At 66.4% G+C, this 18,378-nt stretch carries 16 protein-coding genes and 1 tRNA gene; 7 read left to right on the forward strand and 10 right to left on the reverse strand.

Annotation, left to right across the window (positions count from 1 at the left end):
* Window positions 1–187 precede the first annotated feature (187 nt).
* Entirely contained in the window at window positions 188–1,012 is an 825-nt protein-coding gene (locus AC4AMJ_RS16470) for a formate/nitrite transporter family protein (protein WP_489913354.1), read from the forward strand.
* Window positions 1,013–1,776: 764 nt separating this feature from the next.
* Here the strand turns inward: AC4AMJ_RS16470 and AC4AMJ_RS16475 are convergent.
* The 3 genes from AC4AMJ_RS16475 to AC4AMJ_RS16485 all read right to left on the reverse strand — a co-directional run bounded on the left by AC4AMJ_RS16475 (window position 1,777) and on the right by AC4AMJ_RS16485 (window position 2,951).
* The gene (locus AC4AMJ_RS16475) at window positions 1,777–2,070 is read right to left on the reverse strand and encodes a HepT-like ribonuclease domain-containing protein (protein WP_489913357.1); all 294 of its coding nucleotides are present in this window, start codon (window positions 2,068–2,070) and stop codon (window positions 1,777–1,779) included.
* Between the two features lie 53 nt (window positions 2,071–2,123).
* The gene (locus tag AC4AMJ_RS16480) at window positions 2,124–2,429 is read right to left on the reverse strand and encodes a nucleotidyltransferase family protein (protein ID WP_489900058.1); all 306 of its coding nucleotides are present in this window, start codon (window positions 2,427–2,429) and stop codon (window positions 2,124–2,126) included.
* A gap of 449 nt (window positions 2,430–2,878) precedes the next feature.
* Window positions 2,879–2,951 (reverse strand) — tRNA-Ala (locus tag AC4AMJ_RS16485).
* A gap of 279 nt (window positions 2,952–3,230) precedes the next feature.
* On the opposite strand from AC4AMJ_RS16485, the gene AC4AMJ_RS16490 reads away from it, so the two are divergent.
* Window positions 3,231–3,998 carry a hypothetical protein gene (locus AC4AMJ_RS16490; protein ID WP_489913358.1) on the forward strand — a complete coding sequence of 256 codons (768 nt, stop codon included), beginning with the start codon at window positions 3,231–3,233 and terminating at the stop codon, window positions 3,996–3,998.
* Between the two features lie 42 nt (window positions 3,999–4,040).
* Here AC4AMJ_RS16490 and AC4AMJ_RS16495 read toward each other — a convergent pair whose 3' ends face one another.
* Window positions 4,041–4,778, reverse strand: coding sequence for an IclR family transcriptional regulator (locus AC4AMJ_RS16495; RefSeq protein WP_489913360.1), 738 nt, complete (start codon window positions 4,776–4,778; stop codon window positions 4,041–4,043).
* 4 nt (window positions 4,779–4,782) lie between these two features.
* A complete protein-coding gene (locus AC4AMJ_RS16500) occupies window positions 4,783–6,240 on the reverse strand; it encodes an APC family permease (protein WP_489913362.1) in 1,458 nt (485 codons plus the stop codon).
* A 209-nt stretch (window positions 6,241–6,449) separates the two neighbouring features.
* Here AC4AMJ_RS16500 and eat point away from each other — a divergent pair, with 209 nt between their 5' ends.
* The 3 genes from eat to eutC are packed head-to-tail and all read left to right on the forward strand — an operon-like array spanning window position 6,450 to window position 10,050.
* On the forward strand, window positions 6,450–7,874 hold the full coding sequence (gene eat / locus AC4AMJ_RS16505) for an ethanolamine permease (RefSeq protein WP_489913364.1): 1,425 nt from the start codon (window positions 6,450–6,452) through the stop codon (window positions 7,872–7,874).
* Window positions 7,871–9,274, forward strand: coding sequence for an ethanolamine ammonia-lyase subunit EutB (locus AC4AMJ_RS16510; RefSeq protein ID WP_489913366.1), 1,404 nt, complete (start codon window positions 7,871–7,873; stop codon window positions 9,272–9,274). Before eat ends, AC4AMJ_RS16510 begins: the two co-directional genes overlap by 4 nt.
* A complete protein-coding gene (gene eutC / locus AC4AMJ_RS16515; RefSeq protein ID WP_489913368.1) occupies window positions 9,271–10,050 on the forward strand; it encodes an ethanolamine ammonia-lyase subunit EutC in 780 nt (259 codons plus the stop codon). Before AC4AMJ_RS16510 ends, eutC begins: the two co-directional genes overlap by 4 nt.
* Before the next feature lie 93 nt (window positions 10,051–10,143).
* Here eutC and sepX read toward each other — a convergent pair whose 3' ends face one another.
* The 4 genes from sepX to AC4AMJ_RS16535 form a co-directional block, all read right to left on the reverse strand.
* Entirely contained in the window at window positions 10,144–11,490 is a 1,347-nt protein-coding gene (gene sepX / locus AC4AMJ_RS16520; protein WP_489913370.1) for a divisome protein SepX/GlpR, read from the reverse strand.
* A 198-nt stretch (window positions 11,491–11,688) separates the two neighbouring features.
* Window positions 11,689–12,345, reverse strand: a complete 657-nt coding sequence (locus tag AC4AMJ_RS16525; protein ID WP_489900050.1) for a GNAT family N-acetyltransferase — start codon at window positions 12,343–12,345, stop codon at window positions 11,689–11,691.
* Window positions 12,346–12,366: 21 nt separating this feature from the next.
* Window positions 12,367–13,671 (reverse strand): molybdotransferase-like divisome protein Glp, encoded by a 1,305-nt coding sequence (gene glp, locus AC4AMJ_RS16530; RefSeq protein ID WP_489913372.1) that lies wholly within the window; start codon window positions 13,669–13,671, stop codon window positions 12,367–12,369.
* Between the two features lie 553 nt (window positions 13,672–14,224).
* Window positions 14,225–15,181 carry a UTP--glucose-1-phosphate uridylyltransferase gene (locus AC4AMJ_RS16535; RefSeq protein ID WP_489900047.1) on the reverse strand — a complete coding sequence of 319 codons (957 nt, stop codon included), beginning with the start codon at window positions 15,179–15,181 and terminating at the stop codon, window positions 14,225–14,227.
* Between the two features lie 112 nt (window positions 15,182–15,293).
* Here AC4AMJ_RS16535 and AC4AMJ_RS16540 point away from each other — a divergent pair, with 112 nt between their 5' ends.
* A complete protein-coding gene (locus tag AC4AMJ_RS16540; protein WP_489900046.1) occupies window positions 15,294–15,863 on the forward strand; it encodes a 5-formyltetrahydrofolate cyclo-ligase in 570 nt (189 codons plus the stop codon).
* A gap of 405 nt (window positions 15,864–16,268) precedes the next feature.
* Here AC4AMJ_RS16540 and AC4AMJ_RS16545 read toward each other — a convergent pair whose 3' ends face one another.
* On the reverse strand, window positions 16,269–16,583 hold the full coding sequence (locus tag AC4AMJ_RS16545; RefSeq protein WP_489900045.1) for an FmdB family zinc ribbon protein: 315 nt from the start codon (window positions 16,581–16,583) through the stop codon (window positions 16,269–16,271).
* Between the two features lie 186 nt (window positions 16,584–16,769).
* Between AC4AMJ_RS16545 and AC4AMJ_RS16550 the strand changes: the two genes are divergently transcribed.
* Window positions 16,770–18,314, forward strand: a complete 1,545-nt coding sequence (locus tag AC4AMJ_RS16550) for an alanine/glycine:cation symporter family protein (RefSeq protein ID WP_489900044.1) — start codon at window positions 16,770–16,772, stop codon at window positions 18,312–18,314.
* Window positions 18,315–18,378 lie beyond the last annotated feature (64 nt).

Genomic DNA, 18,378 nt, shown 5'->3' on the forward strand with positions numbered 1-18,378 from the left:
TTCACCGTCGCCGACCGTTCATCCTCCACTTCTCGGTTCGTTCCCCCTCGCGGTGGACGAACCGAGAAGTGGGGAACGAACATACAAGCAGGTGAGTCTCCTACGATCGACCCTGTGACCTCCGACAGGAGTTGCCGAGAAAATGGCGGCGACACAACAGACTCCGCATTTCGATGAGTAGGCAGTGATGAGTGACGACGCACAGCGACGGCGTATCGGACGCAACGACGGCCCCGTCGAAGACGAACTCGAGCGCAGCTTCGAGGCCGTGGTCACCGAAGGTGCCGAACGCCTGCACCGCACAGGACGCGCCGTCATCGTCACCGGCCTCTTCGGCGGGATAGAGGTGTCGGTCGGCATCATGGCGATGCTGGCCGTGCTCGACCAGACTGGAAATCACCTTCTGGCCGGCCTGGCGTTCTCCATCGGACTCATCGCCATCTACCTCGCGCACAGTGAGTTGTTCACCGAAGACTTCCTGATGCCCATCACGGCAGTCGTGGCACGGGACGGCAGGATTCGTGACCTGGCCAAGCTGTGGAGCGGCACCCTCGCAGCCAATCTGGTCGGTGGCGCGATCATGATGTGGATCGTGACCCGCGCGTATCCCGAGTGGAGTTCGACGCTGGCCGAATCGGCCGAGCACTTTGTGAACGCCCCCCTCAATCTGCAATCCATCTGCCTGGCGGTGCTCGGCGGGAGCACCATGACCCTGCTGACCCGGATGCAACAGGGCACCGATTCGCCCGTCGCGCGGATAGTTGCGTGCGTCGGTGCGGCATTTCTGCTTGCAGGTCTCCAACTGTTCCACTCGGTTCTCGACTCGCTGCTGATCTTCGGCGCCATCTTCACGGGTGCTGACGTCAGCTACCTCGATTGGCTCGGATGGTTCTGGTACGCGGTGCTGTTCAACATCGTCGGCGGAGTCGTGCTCGTGACGTCGCTCCGGCTCCTCCGGACGAAGGAGCTCGTCGAAGAAGAGCGCCGGGACGGCAATTACAGCGAGGGGTGACCACGATCGTGGTCGTCGACGAGCTCGACAACCACGCCCACGTCCGCGCGAGCAGGTACTTCCGTCGTTACGCGGTCACGCTCTCGGTGGACCGGGTGATCCTCCGCGAAACCCATCCGGTCGGCGCACTCACGAGGTACCGCCCTCGTCCCGGAGACCGTCGAGCAGGACGACGCTTCGCCGGGGCGACCTGTGATCTCGACCTCGTAGCGGGTGCCCGTGAACGAGATTCGGGCCCTCGAGGTGAACTACTGCGGGACAGGGCCGCCGGGAACAAGCCCTCGCCCTTCTGACTACCGAATACTGCCCTGCACTGGGCTTTTCTCTGGTGGAGGCAATCCGAAGAAACTCGAACCTTGCGCACATGTCAAGAAAGTGGCGTGACCCGCGAGAACGGATCGTATCGACGCCACGCAGGTCGCCCAAGGCTAACTCCGACACCCCTCCGCCGCGCTCCAGACGCTCCCTGACCGCCGAAGACACAGCCGAGATCGCGCAGGCCTACGAAACCGGCCAGTCCACCCAAAACATCGGCACGCGCTACGGATTATCCAAGACTCGCGTTGCCCCCATCCTCCGCGAGCAGGGTGTTCCACTCCGCCGCCAAGCCCTCACCGATAAACAAATCAGCGAAGCCGCCCAGCTCTACGACGAGGGCAGGTCACTGGGTGGCTCGGCGTCCACTTCGGCGTCTCCCACGCCACAATCGGCAATGTCCGCAAGCGTCGCGGCATCCGACTGCGGCCGCGTCCAGGCTGGTGAAGCTACAGCTCCTTCTCGAACTGGCCAAGCAGTGCCTCCAGCACCGGTATCAGCTCCGACACATCCATCGTCGCGGCTGTCCAAACAATCGAGCTGTCTACCTGTGCATAACCATGCACAAGGCCATTGCGCTTGCCAATGATCTTGTGCACGTGCGGTATTCGACCAGCCATATCCTCATCGACTCTCCGAAGGTTGCGAAGGGCCTCTCCGATGATCTCCATTTGGCGCTCGGTCGCAGACTCCAAAAGTAGGTTACCGGCGTAGCCATCGAGTGAGACCTCGGCGAGGATCAACCGCGTTTCGCGCGGCGGTCAGCGCGTCCCAGATATAGGCGGCCGATCGGTTGTCAGGCCGCGTAGACATCTTCGGCTCCGTCGAGGATGGACTTGGCGACATAAGGGTTTTTCACCGCATTGGCCACGACGAGATCGACATTGCACCCAACGATCTGTTCAAGCGCAGCCTTGAGGTCGAAATAGTCATGAAACACGTTCTCGCGGCCGCTCTTGAACTCCACCAAGAAATCGACGTCGCTCCGGCCGGGATCGAAGCGGTCGGTTAGTACCGAACCGAAGACTCGCAACCGCTCGACCCCATGCCGCACGCACACAGCAGCGATCGCTTCAGCGTCGAGAGGGATCGCGGCGGTCATGGAGTTCAGTGTTCCAGATTCACCGCTTCGGCCACGAGCGTCGGAAGGACGCCGCGCGCGGATCTGGCTGCACAGGTCTCGCCAGCCGTCCGAACTCGCCGCTGCTTGGCAGCCAGTGCACTGCCTCCGGCGGCAAATACCATTCGCCATCGGTGAGGAAGAAGTACGAGGTGCCATCAGTCGACGGGCCACCAAGGCGAGCAATCTCACCAAGCGTGTACGGCGCGAGGGGTGATCATAGGTTGTTCACGACAACCGATCGGATTTGCTCATTCAGCCTCGGCCACCAGACGTCGATGGGGCTCGCTGGAGTTTTCGTCACCCAGCGACCATAGCCACGCCTACCGTCCAGATCAGCAGCACGCGATCAGGGGCCAGGAAGATTCAGCTTCCCAGAGAACAGCATCGGTGTAGATAATTCGAGTAAGGACCTTTGCCTGTCCGATCTGTGGAGCTAAGGGGAATCGAACCCCTGACCTACTCGATGCGAACGAGTCGCGCTACCAACTGCGCCATAGCCCCGGGCGACCATCAGATCGACCGTTGGCCACTTTAGTGGTGCGTCTCGGAAATAGGCAACTCGTCTCCGGCGTCCGATCGACGCCTGGCTGCGTTGTCGTCGGTCACGATAGCGCCGCTATCGCTCCCTCCTCCGCCTTGCCAGATCGCCGATCGCTCCACCGGATACGGGTCACCTATGTCGGTGACACACCACAAGCAGTTCTGCCCGGTCATCTCGCCAACCGCCCACCCAGGTCGCCGACGCGCGTCGCGACGGTGATTTTCGCATAGCCTCGGGTGATGGCTGACATGTCGGATGCGCAGGTCGCGGCGGTGCTCGACCGGGCGGTTGCGGGCATCACCCCGGTGCTCGACACTCTCGCGACGCGCGACCCTCTCGGGCTCAAGAAGCACACGTTTCACGACGATTCGCACGACGGCTCACCGGTGCAGCATGCCCTGCATCTGCTTGCGAACGGTCTCGAGTTCGCGGACTGGCCGGGAACGAAGGGGTGGACGGAGCGGTCGATGAACAGCCGCGCCGACTGGTGGGTCAACCGGATCGGCACGGTGAACACCATCGCCGTGGCCTATCCCGGATTGTTCGGGGCGTGGACGCGCCGACTACCTCTCGCGTCGGTGCTCGGTTTCGCCAACCAGGCCATGGTGCTGGTCGCGGTCGCCCGCGAATACGGCGTCACCGAGCGGTCGGGTCAGGTCGAATTGTTGACATCCGTGCTGTGCGGCCGCGACCTGAAGGTCACCGGCGCCTCGAGCGACCTTGCGCCGACCGATCCCGCCACGACACCCGCCGACGACACCACCGAGCATCATCGGACCCTGATCGGCGCAATATGGGACACCGCCTCCACCTTGCGCAGCCTGACGAACGAGTTCGAGCGCCGACCCCAGCCGATCTTCCCGTTCCGTGCTCTCGCCTACATCCCGATCCTCGGCGCCCCGGTCACCTACGTCGGCGAGCGATTCGCGTTGTCCCGGGCGGCGAAGCTCGGACGGCGATGGATCGTCGATCATCCGGCTGCCGTCACCGCGGCACCGGCCGGGTGAATCGCGATGGGCCGCCGCCTCAGCACAGAAGCGCACCCAACGTCAGTACAGAAGCGAACCCAGCGTCGTCGCCAGCTCACGGCATCCGGGTGCCAATCCCGCCAGGACGTCGATCCGGTTCGCGACACCGGTGACCATCACCGCGCCACGCACCTCGCCGGTGATGTCGTAGATGGGGACCGCGACGCTTGCCTGCTCCGGGACGAGCTCGCCGACGTCGCGTGCGAGATCGGTACGCCGGACGTCGTCGATCTCCCGGGCGAGGTCGGGCATGTCGACGAGGGTGTGCACGGTGAGGGCGGCCAGCGGTGGCCGGAGCACGTCACGCCACCGCGACATCGAGGCCAGGAGCAGTTTGCCCGCGGACGACGCGTGCGGATATCGCATCAGGTCGCGTTCACCGTAGAACGGGTGGTCGGGGTCGGCATCGAGCAGCCGAACGCTTTCCGGCCGGAAGTGCACGAGGTGCACCCCGAACCGAACGGTTGCACGGAACTCCTCGACATGTGCCCGCGCGGTGGCGTTGACGATCGGTGTGCTGGCCGCATCGACCATCGAACCCAGTCGCGCGCCCAGACCGAATCCGCGCAGATCGGCGGTGCGGACCAGGAATTCTTCGGCGACCAGCGAATTCAGCAGTCGGTACGTCGTCGCCTGTGGGAGGCGCAGGCGATCCGCGATCTCCTTCGCGGTGGTGCCGAGACCGAAATCGGCCACCGCCTCGATGATCTGCAACGACCGCGCGACCGCGTCGGGCTTCTCGCCCCTGCCTATCGCCACCGACTCACCTCAAGGTCGCCGTGGTGAGGACATCCCCGCGGCGCGTCTCGTCGAAGACGCCGACGCGCTCGAGCCGCTGGGGCGCGAGCCGCGCGATCGCCACCACGGCGACAATGGCGACCACCATGGTCGACGCGTACACGAGGAACAGCACCGTGCTGTGTCCGATACCGGCGAAAGCCGAACCGATCAGCAGGGCCGCCAGGATGAGCGCCGCGGTCACGGCCGATACCGCGATGCGACGACTCGGCTCGCCGATCGCCCGCAGTAGCGCGGGTGAGGCCAGGCAGGCGGACAGGTAGCTCCCCCCATAGCCCAGGGCACTGAGCGTCAGGAAGTCGCGGATACCCGCCTCCGGATCGCCACCGCACCACAGGAATACCAGGGGCCCGACCGCCACGACCGTCATGGCCACGATCGCCGCCACCGCCGGGGTGTGGAAACGCGTGTGGGCCCGCCCGAACGCGGCCGGCGCGACCCGTTCGCGGCCGAGGCAGAACAGCACACGGACCAGCGCGTTCACCGACGCGAGAGCACAGGCGAAGAACGAGGTGGCGATCCCGATGTCGAGGATCACCGAGGCGAATCGGGAGCCCTCGGAGAGGAACAGCGCCGCGAGCGGCGTGCTGCTCGACCGTATCTCGGGACTCGCCCCAAACATCGCCACCGACTGCGAGATGACGGCCAGGAGGTAGATCACGCCGGCTGCCACCGGGGTCCAACGCAAGGTGCGCGGGACCGAGAGGAATGGTTTGCGCGCCTCCGATGACAACGTCGTCGCGCTCTCGAAACCCACGAACGCGCTGACGGCAACGATGGTGCTCAGCCCGTACTCGTGATAGTCGCCCTTTGCGGCGAACACCTGCGACCACGGCGCATCCCAGTGGGCGATCCCCACGGCCACCATCAACCCGACCATGATGACCACCGCGACGATCTCGATCATGAGCGTGGCCGCCGCCGACACCTTGATGCCCCGAACCATCAGGACGCAGGTCGCAACGGCGCTCACGACGATGATGATCGTCATCGTCACCAACGGCACCGATGCCGCGACCCCGATACTGACGGCGATGTGCCCGAGATAAAGACCCACGGCGAGCAGGCCGGCCATGCTGACCGACCCGTACCCGACGATCGCCGACCACGCGGTGGGTAGCGCCACCCGCGGCCCGAGTCCCAGTGCGACATAGGAGTACAGGCCGCCCACCACGGCGATGCGTTGCGCCATCGGCCGGATACACGACGCGACCAGCAGGACCACCAGCAGCGCCGTGGTGAACGACACGATGCCGCCGAGTCCGCCGATCGCGGCGATGACGAACAACGGGGTGACCGCCGACGTCCCGGCCGGGGCGATGGCCGCGACGGATTGTGCGAACACGGGTATGAATGGGAGTTGCCGTCGCGACAGTCCGGCCACCGAGGACTGCTCGACGTAGAGCTGCGGGCGCGATGTCATGGCGCGTTTCAGAGTGGACGATCCGCGATGTCCACGCCGCATCCTTGTGTTACATCCACGTTAACGCGGTTGAGAAATTCTCTCGCCGATTCTCTCGGGTCGCGAAACGTGAGCGAGATCACACAGTCATCCGGCGTGCCTAGCCTTTCTTGCGTCACCACACCGTCGGCAACGACGCCGCACGTCACCGATTCCTTGAAGGAGACAGCATGACGCGCATCGACCCCGCCACCACTGCGGCGGCCCCACCCGATTCCGGCTACATGGACAAGCGACGACTGAAGACGGGCAGCGCCGGCTGGGTCCTGCTGGCCGGCCTCGGCGTGAGCTACGTCGTCAGCGGCGACTACTCGGGCTGGAACTTCGGCCTCGCCCAAGGCGGTTTCGGTGGTCTCGCGATCGCCGCCGTCGTCATCGCGGCCATGTACATCGCGATGGTCCTCGGCATGGCCGAGATGTCGGCGGCGCTGCCCGCGGCGGGCGGCGGCTACACGTTCGCGCGCCGCGCACTCGGCCCCTGGGGCGGGTTCGCGACCGGGACGGCGGTGCTCATCGAGTATTCGATCGCGCCCGCGGCGATCGCCACGTTCATCGGCGCCTACGTCGAATCGCTCGGGCTGTTCGGCATCACCGACGGGTGGTGGGTGTACCTGGCGGTGTATGCGCTCTTCATCGGCATCCACATCGCCGGCGTGGGCGAGGCGTTGCGCGTGATGTTCGTGATCACCGCGATCGCCCTGGTCGGCCTGTTGATCTTCGCGATCGGTGCCATCGGCCACTTCTCCTGGTCCAACCTCGTCGACATCACCCCCACCGACGCCGCCGGTGCGAGCGCGTTCCTGCCGCACGGCTACCTGGGAATCTGGGCGGCCATCCCCTTCGCCATCTGGTTCTTCCTCGCGGTCGAGGGTGTGCCCCTGGCCGCCGAGGAGGCCAAGGACCCGTCGCGCAACGTTCCCCGCGGCATCATCGCCGCGATGACCGTTCTGGTCGTGACCTGTGCGCTGGTGCTGTTCCTCGTACCCGGCGCCGGCGGTGTGGCGGCGATGCAGGAGTCGGGTAACCCGCTCGTCGAGGCCTTGGGCAGCGGCACCGTCGCGACCGTCGTCAACTACATCGGCCTGGCCGGTCTGATCGCGAGCTTCTTCTCGATCATCTACGCCTACTCGCGCCAGCTGTTCGCCCTGTCGCGGGCAGGCTATCTGCCGAAGTCGTTGTCGGTGACCAACTCCCGCAAGTCGCCGACGCTGGCGCTGATCGTTCCCGGCGTCATCGGGTTCATCCTGTCGCTGACCGGCGAGGGCGCGATGCTGCTGAACATGGCCGTGTTCGGTGCGGCGCTGAGCTACGTGCTGATGATGGTCAGCCACATCGTGCTGCGGGTGCGCCAACCCGACCTGCCGCGGCCGTACCGCACTCCGGGCGGCATCGTGACCACCGGGTTCGCGCTCGTGGTCGCCGTGCTCGCCGTGGTCGCGACCTTCCTCGTCGACGTCAAGGCCGCCATCGGCTGCGTCATCGTGTTCGCTCTGTTCCTGGCCTACTTCGCCCTCTTCAGCCGCAAACGCCTCGTGTTCGCCACCGCCGACGAGGAATTCGCCGCGATCGCCGAGGCCGAGGAGGGACTGTCGTGACCTACACCCAGACCATCCGCGGACACTCGTACCGGTTCGGCACTCTCGTCGAGGTGATGGCCAAGGCCACGCCCGCACGATCCGGCGACGAGCTCGCCGGCTGCGCCGCCGAGTCGGATGCCGAACGCGCTGCCGCCGCCTGGGTACTCGCGGACCTGCCGTTGACGGTGTTCCTCGAAGAGATGCTGGTCCCGTATGAGACCGACGAGATCACCAGGTTGATCATCGACGGACATGATCGTGCGGCGTTCGCGCCCCTCGCGCACCTGACCGTCGGCGGCCTGCGCGACTGGCTGCTGGAGCGGGCCACCGAACCGCTTGGCGGTCAACAGATCCGAGCCATCTCCCCGGGACTCACCCCGGAGATGGTGGCGGCGGTCTCCAAGCTGATGCGCAATCAGGATCTGATCGCGATCGCACGGCGCATCGAGGTCACCGCCGGCTTCCGCACCACCGTCGGACTGCCCGGCCGACTGTCGACGCGACTGCAGCCCAACCATCCGACCGACGACCCGCGCGGGATCGCCGCCGGGTTGCTGGACGGGTTGCTGCTCGGCGCAGGCGATGCGGTGGTCGGCATCAACCCGGCCACCGACTCGCCGCACGCGACCGCCACCCTGCTGGAGTTGCTCGACGAGGTGCGGGTGCGCTTCGACATCCCGATGCAGTCCTGCGTACTGTCGCACGTCACCACGACCGTCGACCTGATCGACCGCGGTGTCCCGGTGGATCTGGTGTTCCAGTCGATCGCGGGCACCGAGGGCGCCAACCGCGGGTTCGGGGTGGACGTCGCGCTGCTGCGTGAGGCCAACGAGGCCGGACGGTCATTGCACCGCGGCACCGTCGGCGACAACGTGATGTACCTGGAGACGGGTCAGGGTTCGGCGCTGTCGGCCGGCGAACACCTCGGCACCGGTGGTCACCCGGTGGATCAGCAGACGCTGGAGACCAGGGCGTACGGTCTGGCACGAGTCCTGGACCCGCTGCTGGTCAACACGGTCGTCGGGTTCATCGGGCCCGAGTATCTCTACGACGGCAAGCAGATCATCCGGGCGGGCCTCGAAGACCACTTCTGCGGCAAGTTGCTCGGCCTGCCGATGGGTGTCGATGTCTGTTACACCAACCACGCCGAAGCCGACCAGAACGACATGGACTCACTGCTGAGTCTGCTCGGACTCGCCGGTGTCGCGTTCGTCATCACCGTGCCGGGCGCCGACGACATCATGCTCGGCTACCAGAGCCTGGCGTTCCACGACGTCCTCTACCTGCGCGACGTGATGGGCCTGCGGGCGGCACCGGAGTTCGAGGCCTGGATGCAGCGCGTCGGTATGGCCGACGGCGCGGGGCGGGTACTGCCGATGGACCCGACGGCATCGCCGCTTCGGAGTCTGGCGTCATGAGCGGCGCGCACGAGCAGGAGGCAGTCGTCGCCGATCCCTGGGCCGCACTACGGCGCTCCACCCAGGCCCGAATCGGATTGCGGCGCAGCGGGTCCTCGGTGTCGACCACCGAGGTACTCGAGTTCCAGAGCGCCCACGCCGCGGCCCGCGACGCGGTGCACGCACCCATGGCCGTCGACAACCTCGTCGAGCGACTGTCCGGACTCGGCCTGGGCCCTGCGGCGACGGTGAGCAGCAGGGCGTCGTCCCGAGCAGAGTATCTGCGACGTCCCGATCTCGGCCGCCTCCCCCAAGATCTGTCCACGCTGTCGGCCTCGGGTGCCGATGTCGGCGTCGTGGTGGCGGATGGGCTGTCGGCGACGGCGGTCGACACCCACGCGGTGGCCCTGGTCGGCGCACTCGTGAATGCACTGGACGGGATGTCTGTCGCCCCACCCGTGCTCGCGAGCAGCGCCCGCGTGGCCCTCGGCGATCACATCGGCGCGGCTCTCGACGTCGAGACACTGGTGATGATCATCGGTGAGCGACCGGGCCTGTCAGTGGCCGACAGCCTCGGCATCTACGTCACCTACCGCCCGCGTCCGGGGCGCCGCGACTCCGAACGCAACTGCATCTCCAACGTCCATCCGCCGGACGGATTGGGCTACACCGACGCCGCGCGCATCACCCGCGGATTGATCGTCGGCGCCAGGCGGCTCGGGGCGTCGGGGGTGGCACTCAAGGACACCTCGAGTGCTCCGCTGGAGCCCGCCTCGCAGGACCGGGAGATCAGCTGATCTGCCGACGGAGCCGGCGCTGACGCAGCATGGGTCCCGACACCGTGCGTGTCGGGACCCATGCTCGCTCGGGATGTGGCCGCTTGACGTCGGTCAGCCGGCGACTCGGCGCAATCCGTCGTCCTCGCGCATCATGCGGCGCCGTTGGAACGGCGGAAGGTGGTCGAACACCGGGTCCTCGTCGTCGATCTCCAAGATGGTCGCGCCCCCCGGGCGGCGCAGCCGAGGTGGCGGCGGCGCGGCAGCGAACTCGGGGACGGCCTCTGCACGACGTCGCCGTTCGGCGCGTTCCCGCTCCGCACGGCGCGCGCGGGCGGCGCGCTGAGCACGGATACGCTGCTCCGTCGCAGCACTGCGCCGCAGATAGGCGAGGTAGGTCAGCAACACAAAGCCGATGACACCAGTGGCGACCCAGCCGGCGAGTCCGAGGAAGATTCCCGACGCCGCGGCGCCGATCAGCAGTATGACCAGCGCGATCAGCACCCGCTGACGCTCGCGGTAGCGCATCTCGGAGCGCTTGGCATCCGGGGAATAGGCGGTCCGCCGACGGCGCGACGGCGCCCGTTCCTCGACCTGGGGCTCCTGCTCCTCCGCGTCCTCGGCATCGACTTCGTCATCCGCATCGCGGGCGGTCGCCGACTCGTACTCGTCGTAGTCGTCGATGTACTCGTCGTCGGCCTCGTACTCGTCTGCGTCATATTCGTCTGCGTCATATTCGCTGTCGACGTCATCGTCGTACTCGTCGTCGAGCTCGTACTCGTCCTCGAGGTCATCCTCGTAGTCGTCGTCGAGATCTTCGTCGGCTCCGTCGGCGAGCTCGGCTCCATGATCGTCGGCCTCGAGTTCCTCGGCGGTCGCGATCTCGGCGTCCTCGACGTCGCCGAGATCATCCTCCACATCGTCACGCTCGGGATCGACGAATTCGCCATCAACGGTGATCTCGTCGTCGACCTCGTCCATGTCGGTGCCGCTGTCGGACTCGTCGGCAGCGTCCCGCGACTCCGAGTCGGGGTGCTCGGTGTCGACCGTGTCCGCGTCGACCATGCCCGCAGAGTCGACGTTGTCCGCCTCATCGGTGGCCGGCGCGTTCACCGCAGCGCCGGTCGCCCGCCGAACCGTCGTCTGCTCGGTCGAGTCGTCGCCGGTCGAGGTCTCGTCGGAATCCGTTGAGGTCGTGGCATCGTCCTCGTCGAGGACGGCGGTCGCCGATGCCCGCGTCGAACGCTTCGCCCGCTCGGACTTCCACGAAGGATCGTGCGGATGTGCGCCCGCAGACCGTCGGCGTGCGGTGTGGGTGCGGGTGCCGCCGCGGTGCAACAAACGCGTCTCCTTGACCGCGTCTGTCGTCTTCCGCATCTGCGGTCGACCCTTGATGACCATCGGAACCAGCACGAAAAGCCATACGGCCACGAGGCAGACCCACAAGACTGAGTTCGGCATGCGACTCTCCCTTCTTTCACTCTGGTTACACGAAGCCACCTCACAATCTAGGGCCGAGATAGTCGCGGCCAGCGCAGACGCGCCGGTCGTCGGCGACATTGCGCGAATTCATAGGCCGCTCTCAGGCCCACGCGACGAGCCATGACGCAATGCGGACGCTCAGCCGTGTTGTCAGCCCACTCTTTGCGGCGGCCGTGATCAGTGGAACGATGCGCGTCCGGCGCGGACGAGCGTCTCGACGGCGCTGCCGACCACTTCTTCGGCCGTGATGGCGAACAGTATGTGATCGCGCCAGCGCTTGTTGACGTCCATGTACCGCTCGAGCAGGCCCTCGCGGCGGAAGCCGATCTTCGTGAGCACCGCCTGCGACGCCACGTTTGCCGGTTGCACCGTCGCGTCAAGTCGATGGAGTCCGACCGGCCCGAAGCAGTGGTCGACGCCCAAAGCCACTGCGGCGGTGGCGATTCCCTGACCACCGTGCTTGGCGTCGACCCAATATCCGATCCACGCGCTACGCACCGCACCACGCTGGATGTTGCCGACGGTGAGCTGACCGATGTACACGCCGTCGAGTTCGATCACGAAGGGCAGTACCGTCCCCCGTTTGGCCTCCGAGCGCAGGACGGAATACAGCGGTGGCCACGCCGTCGGGTGGTGGCGTTCGGCCCATGACCCGATGCCCGTGGGTTCCCAGGGCAGCAGCGTGTTCTGGTTACGAATCCGCAGCTCACTCCACACCTTCGCATCCCGCAGGCGCACCGGCCGCAATCCCACCGCTCCCGCCTGCGTACGCAGCGGACCGAGATTCGCGGGCCAACCCGGATTGATCTGCGCCCCAGACAACCACCTCAACACGGATCCGAGTTTATGTGTGCACTAACCCCGCTGCGCCAGGAATGCCACCTCGACCTCATCACCGGTCCCGAGCTCCTCCACGTCGGGTTCGACGATGATCAGGCAGTTCGCCTCCGCGAGCTCGGCGAGCAGGTGTGAGCTTCCCGTCGCAGACGCACCGATCACCTGGACCAGATACTCACCCGAACGTTCGTCGCGCATCAGCTGACCGCGCAAGTAGCCCTTGCGGCCCTGCACCGAGGCGATCGGTCCGATGGTGCGCGCCGTGATGACCCGTCGCATGGGCTGACGTTTGCCGAGCGCGATCCGGATCAACGGACGCACGATGACCTCGAAGGTGACCAGCGCACTGACCGGGTTGGACGGCAGCAGGAACGTCGGCACCTCGTCGCGGCCGAGCCTGCCGAAGCCCTGCACCGACCCGGGATGCATGGCGACCCGGACGATCTCGAGTTCTCCCAGGTCACTCAGGGCTTCCACCACGGCGCGGCTCGCGGCGCCGCCGACCGCACCGCAGATCACCACGATCTCCGATCTGATCAGCTGCGCCTCAACCACTTCCCGCATCCGGGAGGTCTCGCGTTCGGCGATCCCCACCCGATTGACGTCGGCACCCGCGTCCCGCGCGGCGGCGGCAAGTGCATAGCTGTTGACGTCGTAGATCTGTCCCGGGCCCGGGGATCGGTCGATGTCGACGAGTTCGCTGCCGATCGAGATCACCGACAGTCGTGGTCGTGGATGCACCATGACCCGGGCCTGCCCCACCGCGGCGAGCAGGCCCACCTGTGCCGGCCCGATGATCGATCCCGCACGGACGGCCACATCACCGGGTTGCACGTCGTCGCCGACCCTGCGGACGTAGTCGCCGCTGTCGACGGCATGGCCGACCTTGACCTTCTGCTCGCCGCCGTCGGTCCACCGCATCGGTACGACGGCGTCGGCGAGCGTGGGCATCGGGGCACCGGTCTCGACCCGGACCGCCTGCCGCGGCTGCAGACGGGTGGGTGTCCGCGCCCCGGGTTCCACCTCGCCGACGACGGGCAGTTGCACGATCATCGCCTCGCCGGCGGTGAGATCGGCGAGATCTGCCCCACCGGCGTCGAAGTCCTCGATGTCGTCGGGGGCGATGGTTCCGGCGAGATCGACGTCGACGGCACGCACTGCGTATCCATCGATCGCCGCCTGGTCGAAACCTGGCATCGGCCGCTCGGTGACGACCTCCTCAGCACACATCAGGCCCTGCGCCTCTGAGATCGCCACCCGGACCGGCCGCGGTGCGACCGCAGCGGCGGTCACCCGGGTCAGATGATCTTCGACCGAACGCATCTCACCTCTCGCCCCATCTCTGCTGACAGACTTGGACTAGACGTTAGCCGTCGCGGGTCCAAGGTTGACCGAGGCGCGCTGACGCCGGCCCCGACCCTGAGGAACGGGCTGGACCCTCGGCCTCTGCCGACCGGGGGTCACTCTGCCTGAGGAACAAGCGTCACCCCCCGGAGGAACGGGTGTCACGCCCTGCCCCTGGGGAAGAGGCGTCACCACCCCCCGGAGGAACGGGTGTGATGCCCTGCCCCCTGAGGAAGAGGCGTCACCACCCCCCCGGAGGAACGGGTGTCACGCCCTGCCCGTAGGAACAGGCGTCACCCCCCGGCCCCTGAGGAGCGAGCTCGCGAGCGTCACGAAGGGCGCCCTTCGTGACGGACCTCCGCAAGCTCCGGGCCTCCTCAGGGACCGGTGGTGAAGTCCCTGAGGAGCCTCGCGAGGAACGAGCGATGCGTCACCACCGATCCCTGAGGAGCCTCGCGAGGAACGAGCGATGCGTCACCACCGATCCCTGAGGAGCCTCGCGAGGAACGAGCGATGCGTCACGAAGGGCCCGTCACCCCTCGGCGAGCCGCTTCTCCAGCCATTCGCGCAAGTCGGGACCGTAGTCATCCCGATCGAGCGCGAAGTCGACGGCCGCCTTGAGGTAACCACCGGGGTTACCGAGGTCATGGCGGGTGCCGCGGTGCACGACGACGTGGACGGGCTCGCCTTCCTCGATGAGCAGGGCGATCGCATCGGTGAGCTGCAACTCACCGCCGGTGCCCGGCTTGATCCGTCGCAACGCGTCGAAGATCTTGCGGTCCAGGATGTATCGGCCGGCGGCAGCCAGGTTCGAGGGCGCGTCCTCGGCCTTCGGCTTCTCCACCATCCCCTTCAGCCGCATCACGTTGGGGTTGTTGGCGTCGGGCAGTGCCTCGACGTCGAAGACGCCGTAGGCGCTGATCCGGTCCGGGGGGACCTCGATCGCGCACAGCACCGAGCCGCCGCGCCGTTGCCTGGTGCGCGCCATCACCTCGAGCACGCCACCCGGCAGCACCAGGTCGTCGGGCAGGAGGACGGCGACGGCGTCCTCGTCGTCGTCGAGGTACTCCTCGACACGACCGACCGCATGGCCGAGTCCGAGCGGTTTGTCCTGGACCACCGACGCCACTTCGAGCAGCGACGGCGCCTTGCGCACCTTGGCGAGCATGGCCGCCTTGCCCCGCTTGGCGAGGGTGTTCTCCAGGACGAGGTCCTCGACGAAGTGCGCGACCACGCCGTCCTTGCCCGGCGAGGTGATGATCAGCAGCCGCTCGGCTCCCGCCGCCTTGGCTTCCTCCGCGACGAGTTCGATGCCAGGGGTGTCGACGACCGGCAGCAGTTCCTTGGGGACGGTCTTGGTCGCCGGCAGGAAACGGGTGCCCAGCCCGGCAGCGGGCACCACGGCGGTTCGCGGGATCGGCGGGGTGTTGGGCACCGACGAGTACTCGGTGAACGCGTCGGTATTCTTGCCCACGTCGCTGGTGTTCATGGGAACACCCTAGTGGCGATTTCTGCCAAGATCCTGTTGGAGAAACTTCACATTCCTGCGTGCGGTTGCTCACAGACACGGGTGACGATACGAAGGCGGTCGGGTGCGGACGATGAAACGTCGGTTACGTGCGGAATTCGAAGAACGACGGGTCTCCCGCCCGATCGCGGTCCGCAAGAAGGCCGCCGCGGATCTGGCCGAATGGATGTACTCGGCACCCTTTCGTCTCGAGTACGACGTGACGGTGGCGGCCTACGTACCCTTCGGTTCGGAACCCGGTTCACCCGCCTTGCTCGATGCCCTCGCCGATCGCGGCGTCACAGTTCTCGTCCCGGTGGTACCCGCCGGTGAACCGACGGCCCTGGACTGGGTGCGCTACGACGGCGCGGACTCGCTGACACGTGGCCGATGGGGACTGCTGGAGCCGACCGGCGACCGCCTCGGTCCCGATGCCGTGGCCGCCGCATCGGTGATCATCGTGCCCGCCTACGCGGTCGACAAGTCGGGCACCAGACTCGGCCGAGGCGCCGGATATTACGACCGGACGCTGACCGGCCTCCTGGGCGAGACCGTGGCGATGGTGTACGACGACGAGGTCGTGGAGTCGCTCCCGTCCGCACCGCACGACGTCCGTGTCGGGTGGGCGCTGACCCCCGACGCCGGCTTCCGTCAGCTCGGCTGAGCCGCGCCCGGTCCGCGGATGCTGGTTCGTCCGCGGGTTCCTTACTCGTCCGTCGGTAATTTCGCGATGTGCATCGTCGGACCGGGACGGCAGGTAGACACGCCCTGCCAGACACGGCTCGCCTGTTTGCGCTTGACGGCGTGGGCCAGGTCACGGTCGGTGATGCCGGCGCTCAGCGCATCGGCCCGATGGATCGCAACGTCCGCGGCGGGATCTATTGGGTCAGGTCGCAGGTCGTCCACGGCCGTGACGATGCCCGCTCACCCACCGCGAAAGACCCCACGAGCAGCGGTTATCCACAGCTAAGCCAGTTGAGGCAAATTCGTCCGCCGGATCTGCATTCGTCGGTGCGAAATATCACGCGGACGAGTGGAGAACCGACGGACGAACTGCAAAGTCGGTGTGTCAGGCCGAGGCGGCGGCCGCCGGTGCGGCGGGCTTGCTCTCGGACTTGGTCGACTCCGACGAGGACGAACTCGACGAGCTGCTCGAGGATGAGCTGTCGCTCGACGAGGACGAGGAGCTCTCGCTCGACGACGACGCCGACCGCGAATCGGTGCGGTAGAAACCGCTGCCCTTGAAGACGATGCCGACAGAGTTGAACAGCTTGCGCAGGCGGCCGGAGCACTCCGGGCATTCGGACAGCGAGTCGTCGGAGAACGACTGAACGATGTCGAACTTGTTGTCACACTCCGTGCATGCATACGAATAGGTGGGCACCGACAACCTCCGGAAGACTAGTGAATCGTTGCACAGTGTAACCGATCTTGGCACTCCGGCATTCCGAGTGCCAGCCGACCGCGCGCTCGCACCTCACGGCAACCCTGCATACCTGTGAAAGTCATGAGAAAGTAATGGCTTGGCAAACCTCTGACCATGCAGGATCGATCCGGGAGCACAGCCTTTATGTCCGACTTCCTCAGTGACGTGAACGGTTACATCTGGAGCAACGCGCTCGTCTACCTCTGCCTCCTCGCCGGGGTCTACTTCTCCATTCGCACCCGGTTCGTGCAGGTGCGGCAGATCCCGGAGATGATCCGGCTGATGTTCAAGGGCGAGAAATCGCCCTCGGGTGTCTCGTCGTTCCAAGCGCTCACCATGTCACTCGCCGGCCGCGTCGGCACCGGCAACATCGCCGGCGTCGCGACCGCGATCGCCTTTGGTGGGCCCGGCGCGTTGTTCTGGATGTGGATGGTCGCCTTCCTCGGGGCCTCCACCTCGTACGTCGAGTGCACACTGGGTCAGATCTACAAGACCCGCGATGCCCTCACCGGTGAGTACCGGGGCGGGCCCGCGTACTACCTGAGTCGCGCATGGGCCCACACCAAGGCGGCACCGGCGTTCAAGGTCTACGGCATGGTGTTCGCGGCAGTCACCGTGCTCGCCTGTGGTCTGCTCCTGCCGAGCGTCCAATCGAACTCGATGGCCGTCGCGATGAACGAGGCCTGGGGCGTCTCCACCTGGGTGGTGGCGGTCGGCACTGTCATCATCCTGGCCTTCGTCATCATCGGAGGCGTCAAGCGCATCGCCGCGTTCGCGTCGATCGTGGTCCCGTTCATGGCGATCGTCTACATCATCGTCGCCCTCATCATCGTGCTGATGAACGCATCCGAGGTGCCCGAGGTGCTGCGCATGATCTTTGCGAGCGCGTTCGGGATCGACTCCACGTTCGGCGCCATCATCGGCACCGCCGTGATGTGGGGCGTCAAGCGCGGCATCTACTCCAACGAGGCCGGTCAGGGTACCGGTCCGCACGCGGCCGCGGCTGCCGAGGTCTCACACCCGGCCAAGCAGGGCCTCGTGCAGGCCTTCGCGGTCTACGTGGACACCCTGTTCGTGTGCACGGCGACAGGATTCCTCATCCTCTCGACGGGCGCCTACCGGGTCTTCGAGGGCGAGTCGGAATCCGGCGCGGTCCTCGCCGATGGCGGGTTGCTCCCGTCCGACGTCACGGTCGGTCCGACCTTTGTGCAGACCGGCTTCGACACCCTGTGGAGCGGCGCCGGCTCGACCTTCGTCGCGTTCTCGCTGGCGTTCTTCTGCCTGACCACGATCATCGCCTATTACTACATGGCCGAGACCAATCTTCGGTTCCTGCTGGGGAAGGCCTCGACGATCTACATCCGTCCGCTTCGCAGCACACTGGGCGCGAATCTGACCATGGCGCTGCAGGCGTTGATCCTGGTCTCCGTGGTGATCGGCGCGGTCTCCACAGCCACGGAGGCGTGGACGCTCGGCGATATCGGCGTCGGACTGATGGCCTGGCTCAACATCGTCGGCATCATCATCCTGCAGCAACCGGCGTTCAAGGCGCTGCGCGACTTCGAGCGACAGCAGAAACAAGGGATCGACCCGACGTTCGACCCGAAGTCGCTGGACATCGCCGGCGCCACGTTCTGGGAGTCCTACGATCCCCGCGAGCAGAAGACCCGCGAAGAGATCATCACCTGACCCGGTCCCGGGCCTTGAAAAACTTTCACCGAGAACCGCCCTCGAGCGGGCGTCCGCCGGCGAT

It is taken from the genome of Gordonia sp. LMA484 (assembly GCF_058129505.1).

What these genes read in the sequence shown, in the direction of transcription:
- AC4AMJ_RS16470 (WP_489913354.1), top strand. Translation starts at nt 188, where the DNA reads ATGAGTGACGACGCACAGCGACGGCGTATCGGACGCAACGACGGCCCC.
- AC4AMJ_RS16480 (WP_489900058.1), bottom strand. Translation starts at nt 2,429, where the DNA reads ATGACCGCCGCGATCCCTCTCGACGCTGAAGCGATCGCTGCTGTGTGC.
- AC4AMJ_RS16490 (WP_489913358.1), top strand. Translation starts at nt 3,231, where the DNA reads ATGGCTGACATGTCGGATGCGCAGGTCGCGGCGGTGCTCGACCGGGCG.
- AC4AMJ_RS16500 (WP_489913362.1), bottom strand. Translation starts at nt 6,240, where the DNA reads ATGACATCGCGCCCGCAGCTCTACGTCGAGCAGTCCTCGGTGGCCGGA.
- eat (WP_489913364.1), top strand. Translation starts at nt 6,450, where the DNA reads ATGACGCGCATCGACCCCGCCACCACTGCGGCGGCCCCACCCGATTCC.
- eutC (WP_489913368.1), top strand. Translation starts at nt 9,271, where the DNA reads ATGAGCGGCGCGCACGAGCAGGAGGCAGTCGTCGCCGATCCCTGGGCC.
- sepX (WP_489913370.1), bottom strand. Translation starts at nt 11,490, where the DNA reads ATGCCGAACTCAGTCTTGTGGGTCTGCCTCGTGGCCGTATGGCTTTTC.
- glp (WP_489913372.1), bottom strand. Translation starts at nt 13,671, where the DNA reads ATGCGTTCGGTCGAAGATCATCTGACCCGGGTGACCGCCGCTGCGGTC.
- AC4AMJ_RS16535 (WP_489900047.1), bottom strand. Translation starts at nt 15,181, where the DNA reads ATGAACACCAGCGACGTGGGCAAGAATACCGACGCGTTCACCGAGTAC.
- AC4AMJ_RS16540 (WP_489900046.1), top strand. Translation starts at nt 15,294, where the DNA reads ATGAAACGTCGGTTACGTGCGGAATTCGAAGAACGACGGGTCTCCCGC.
- AC4AMJ_RS16550 (WP_489900044.1), top strand. Translation starts at nt 16,770, where the DNA reads ATGTCCGACTTCCTCAGTGACGTGAACGGTTACATCTGGAGCAACGCG.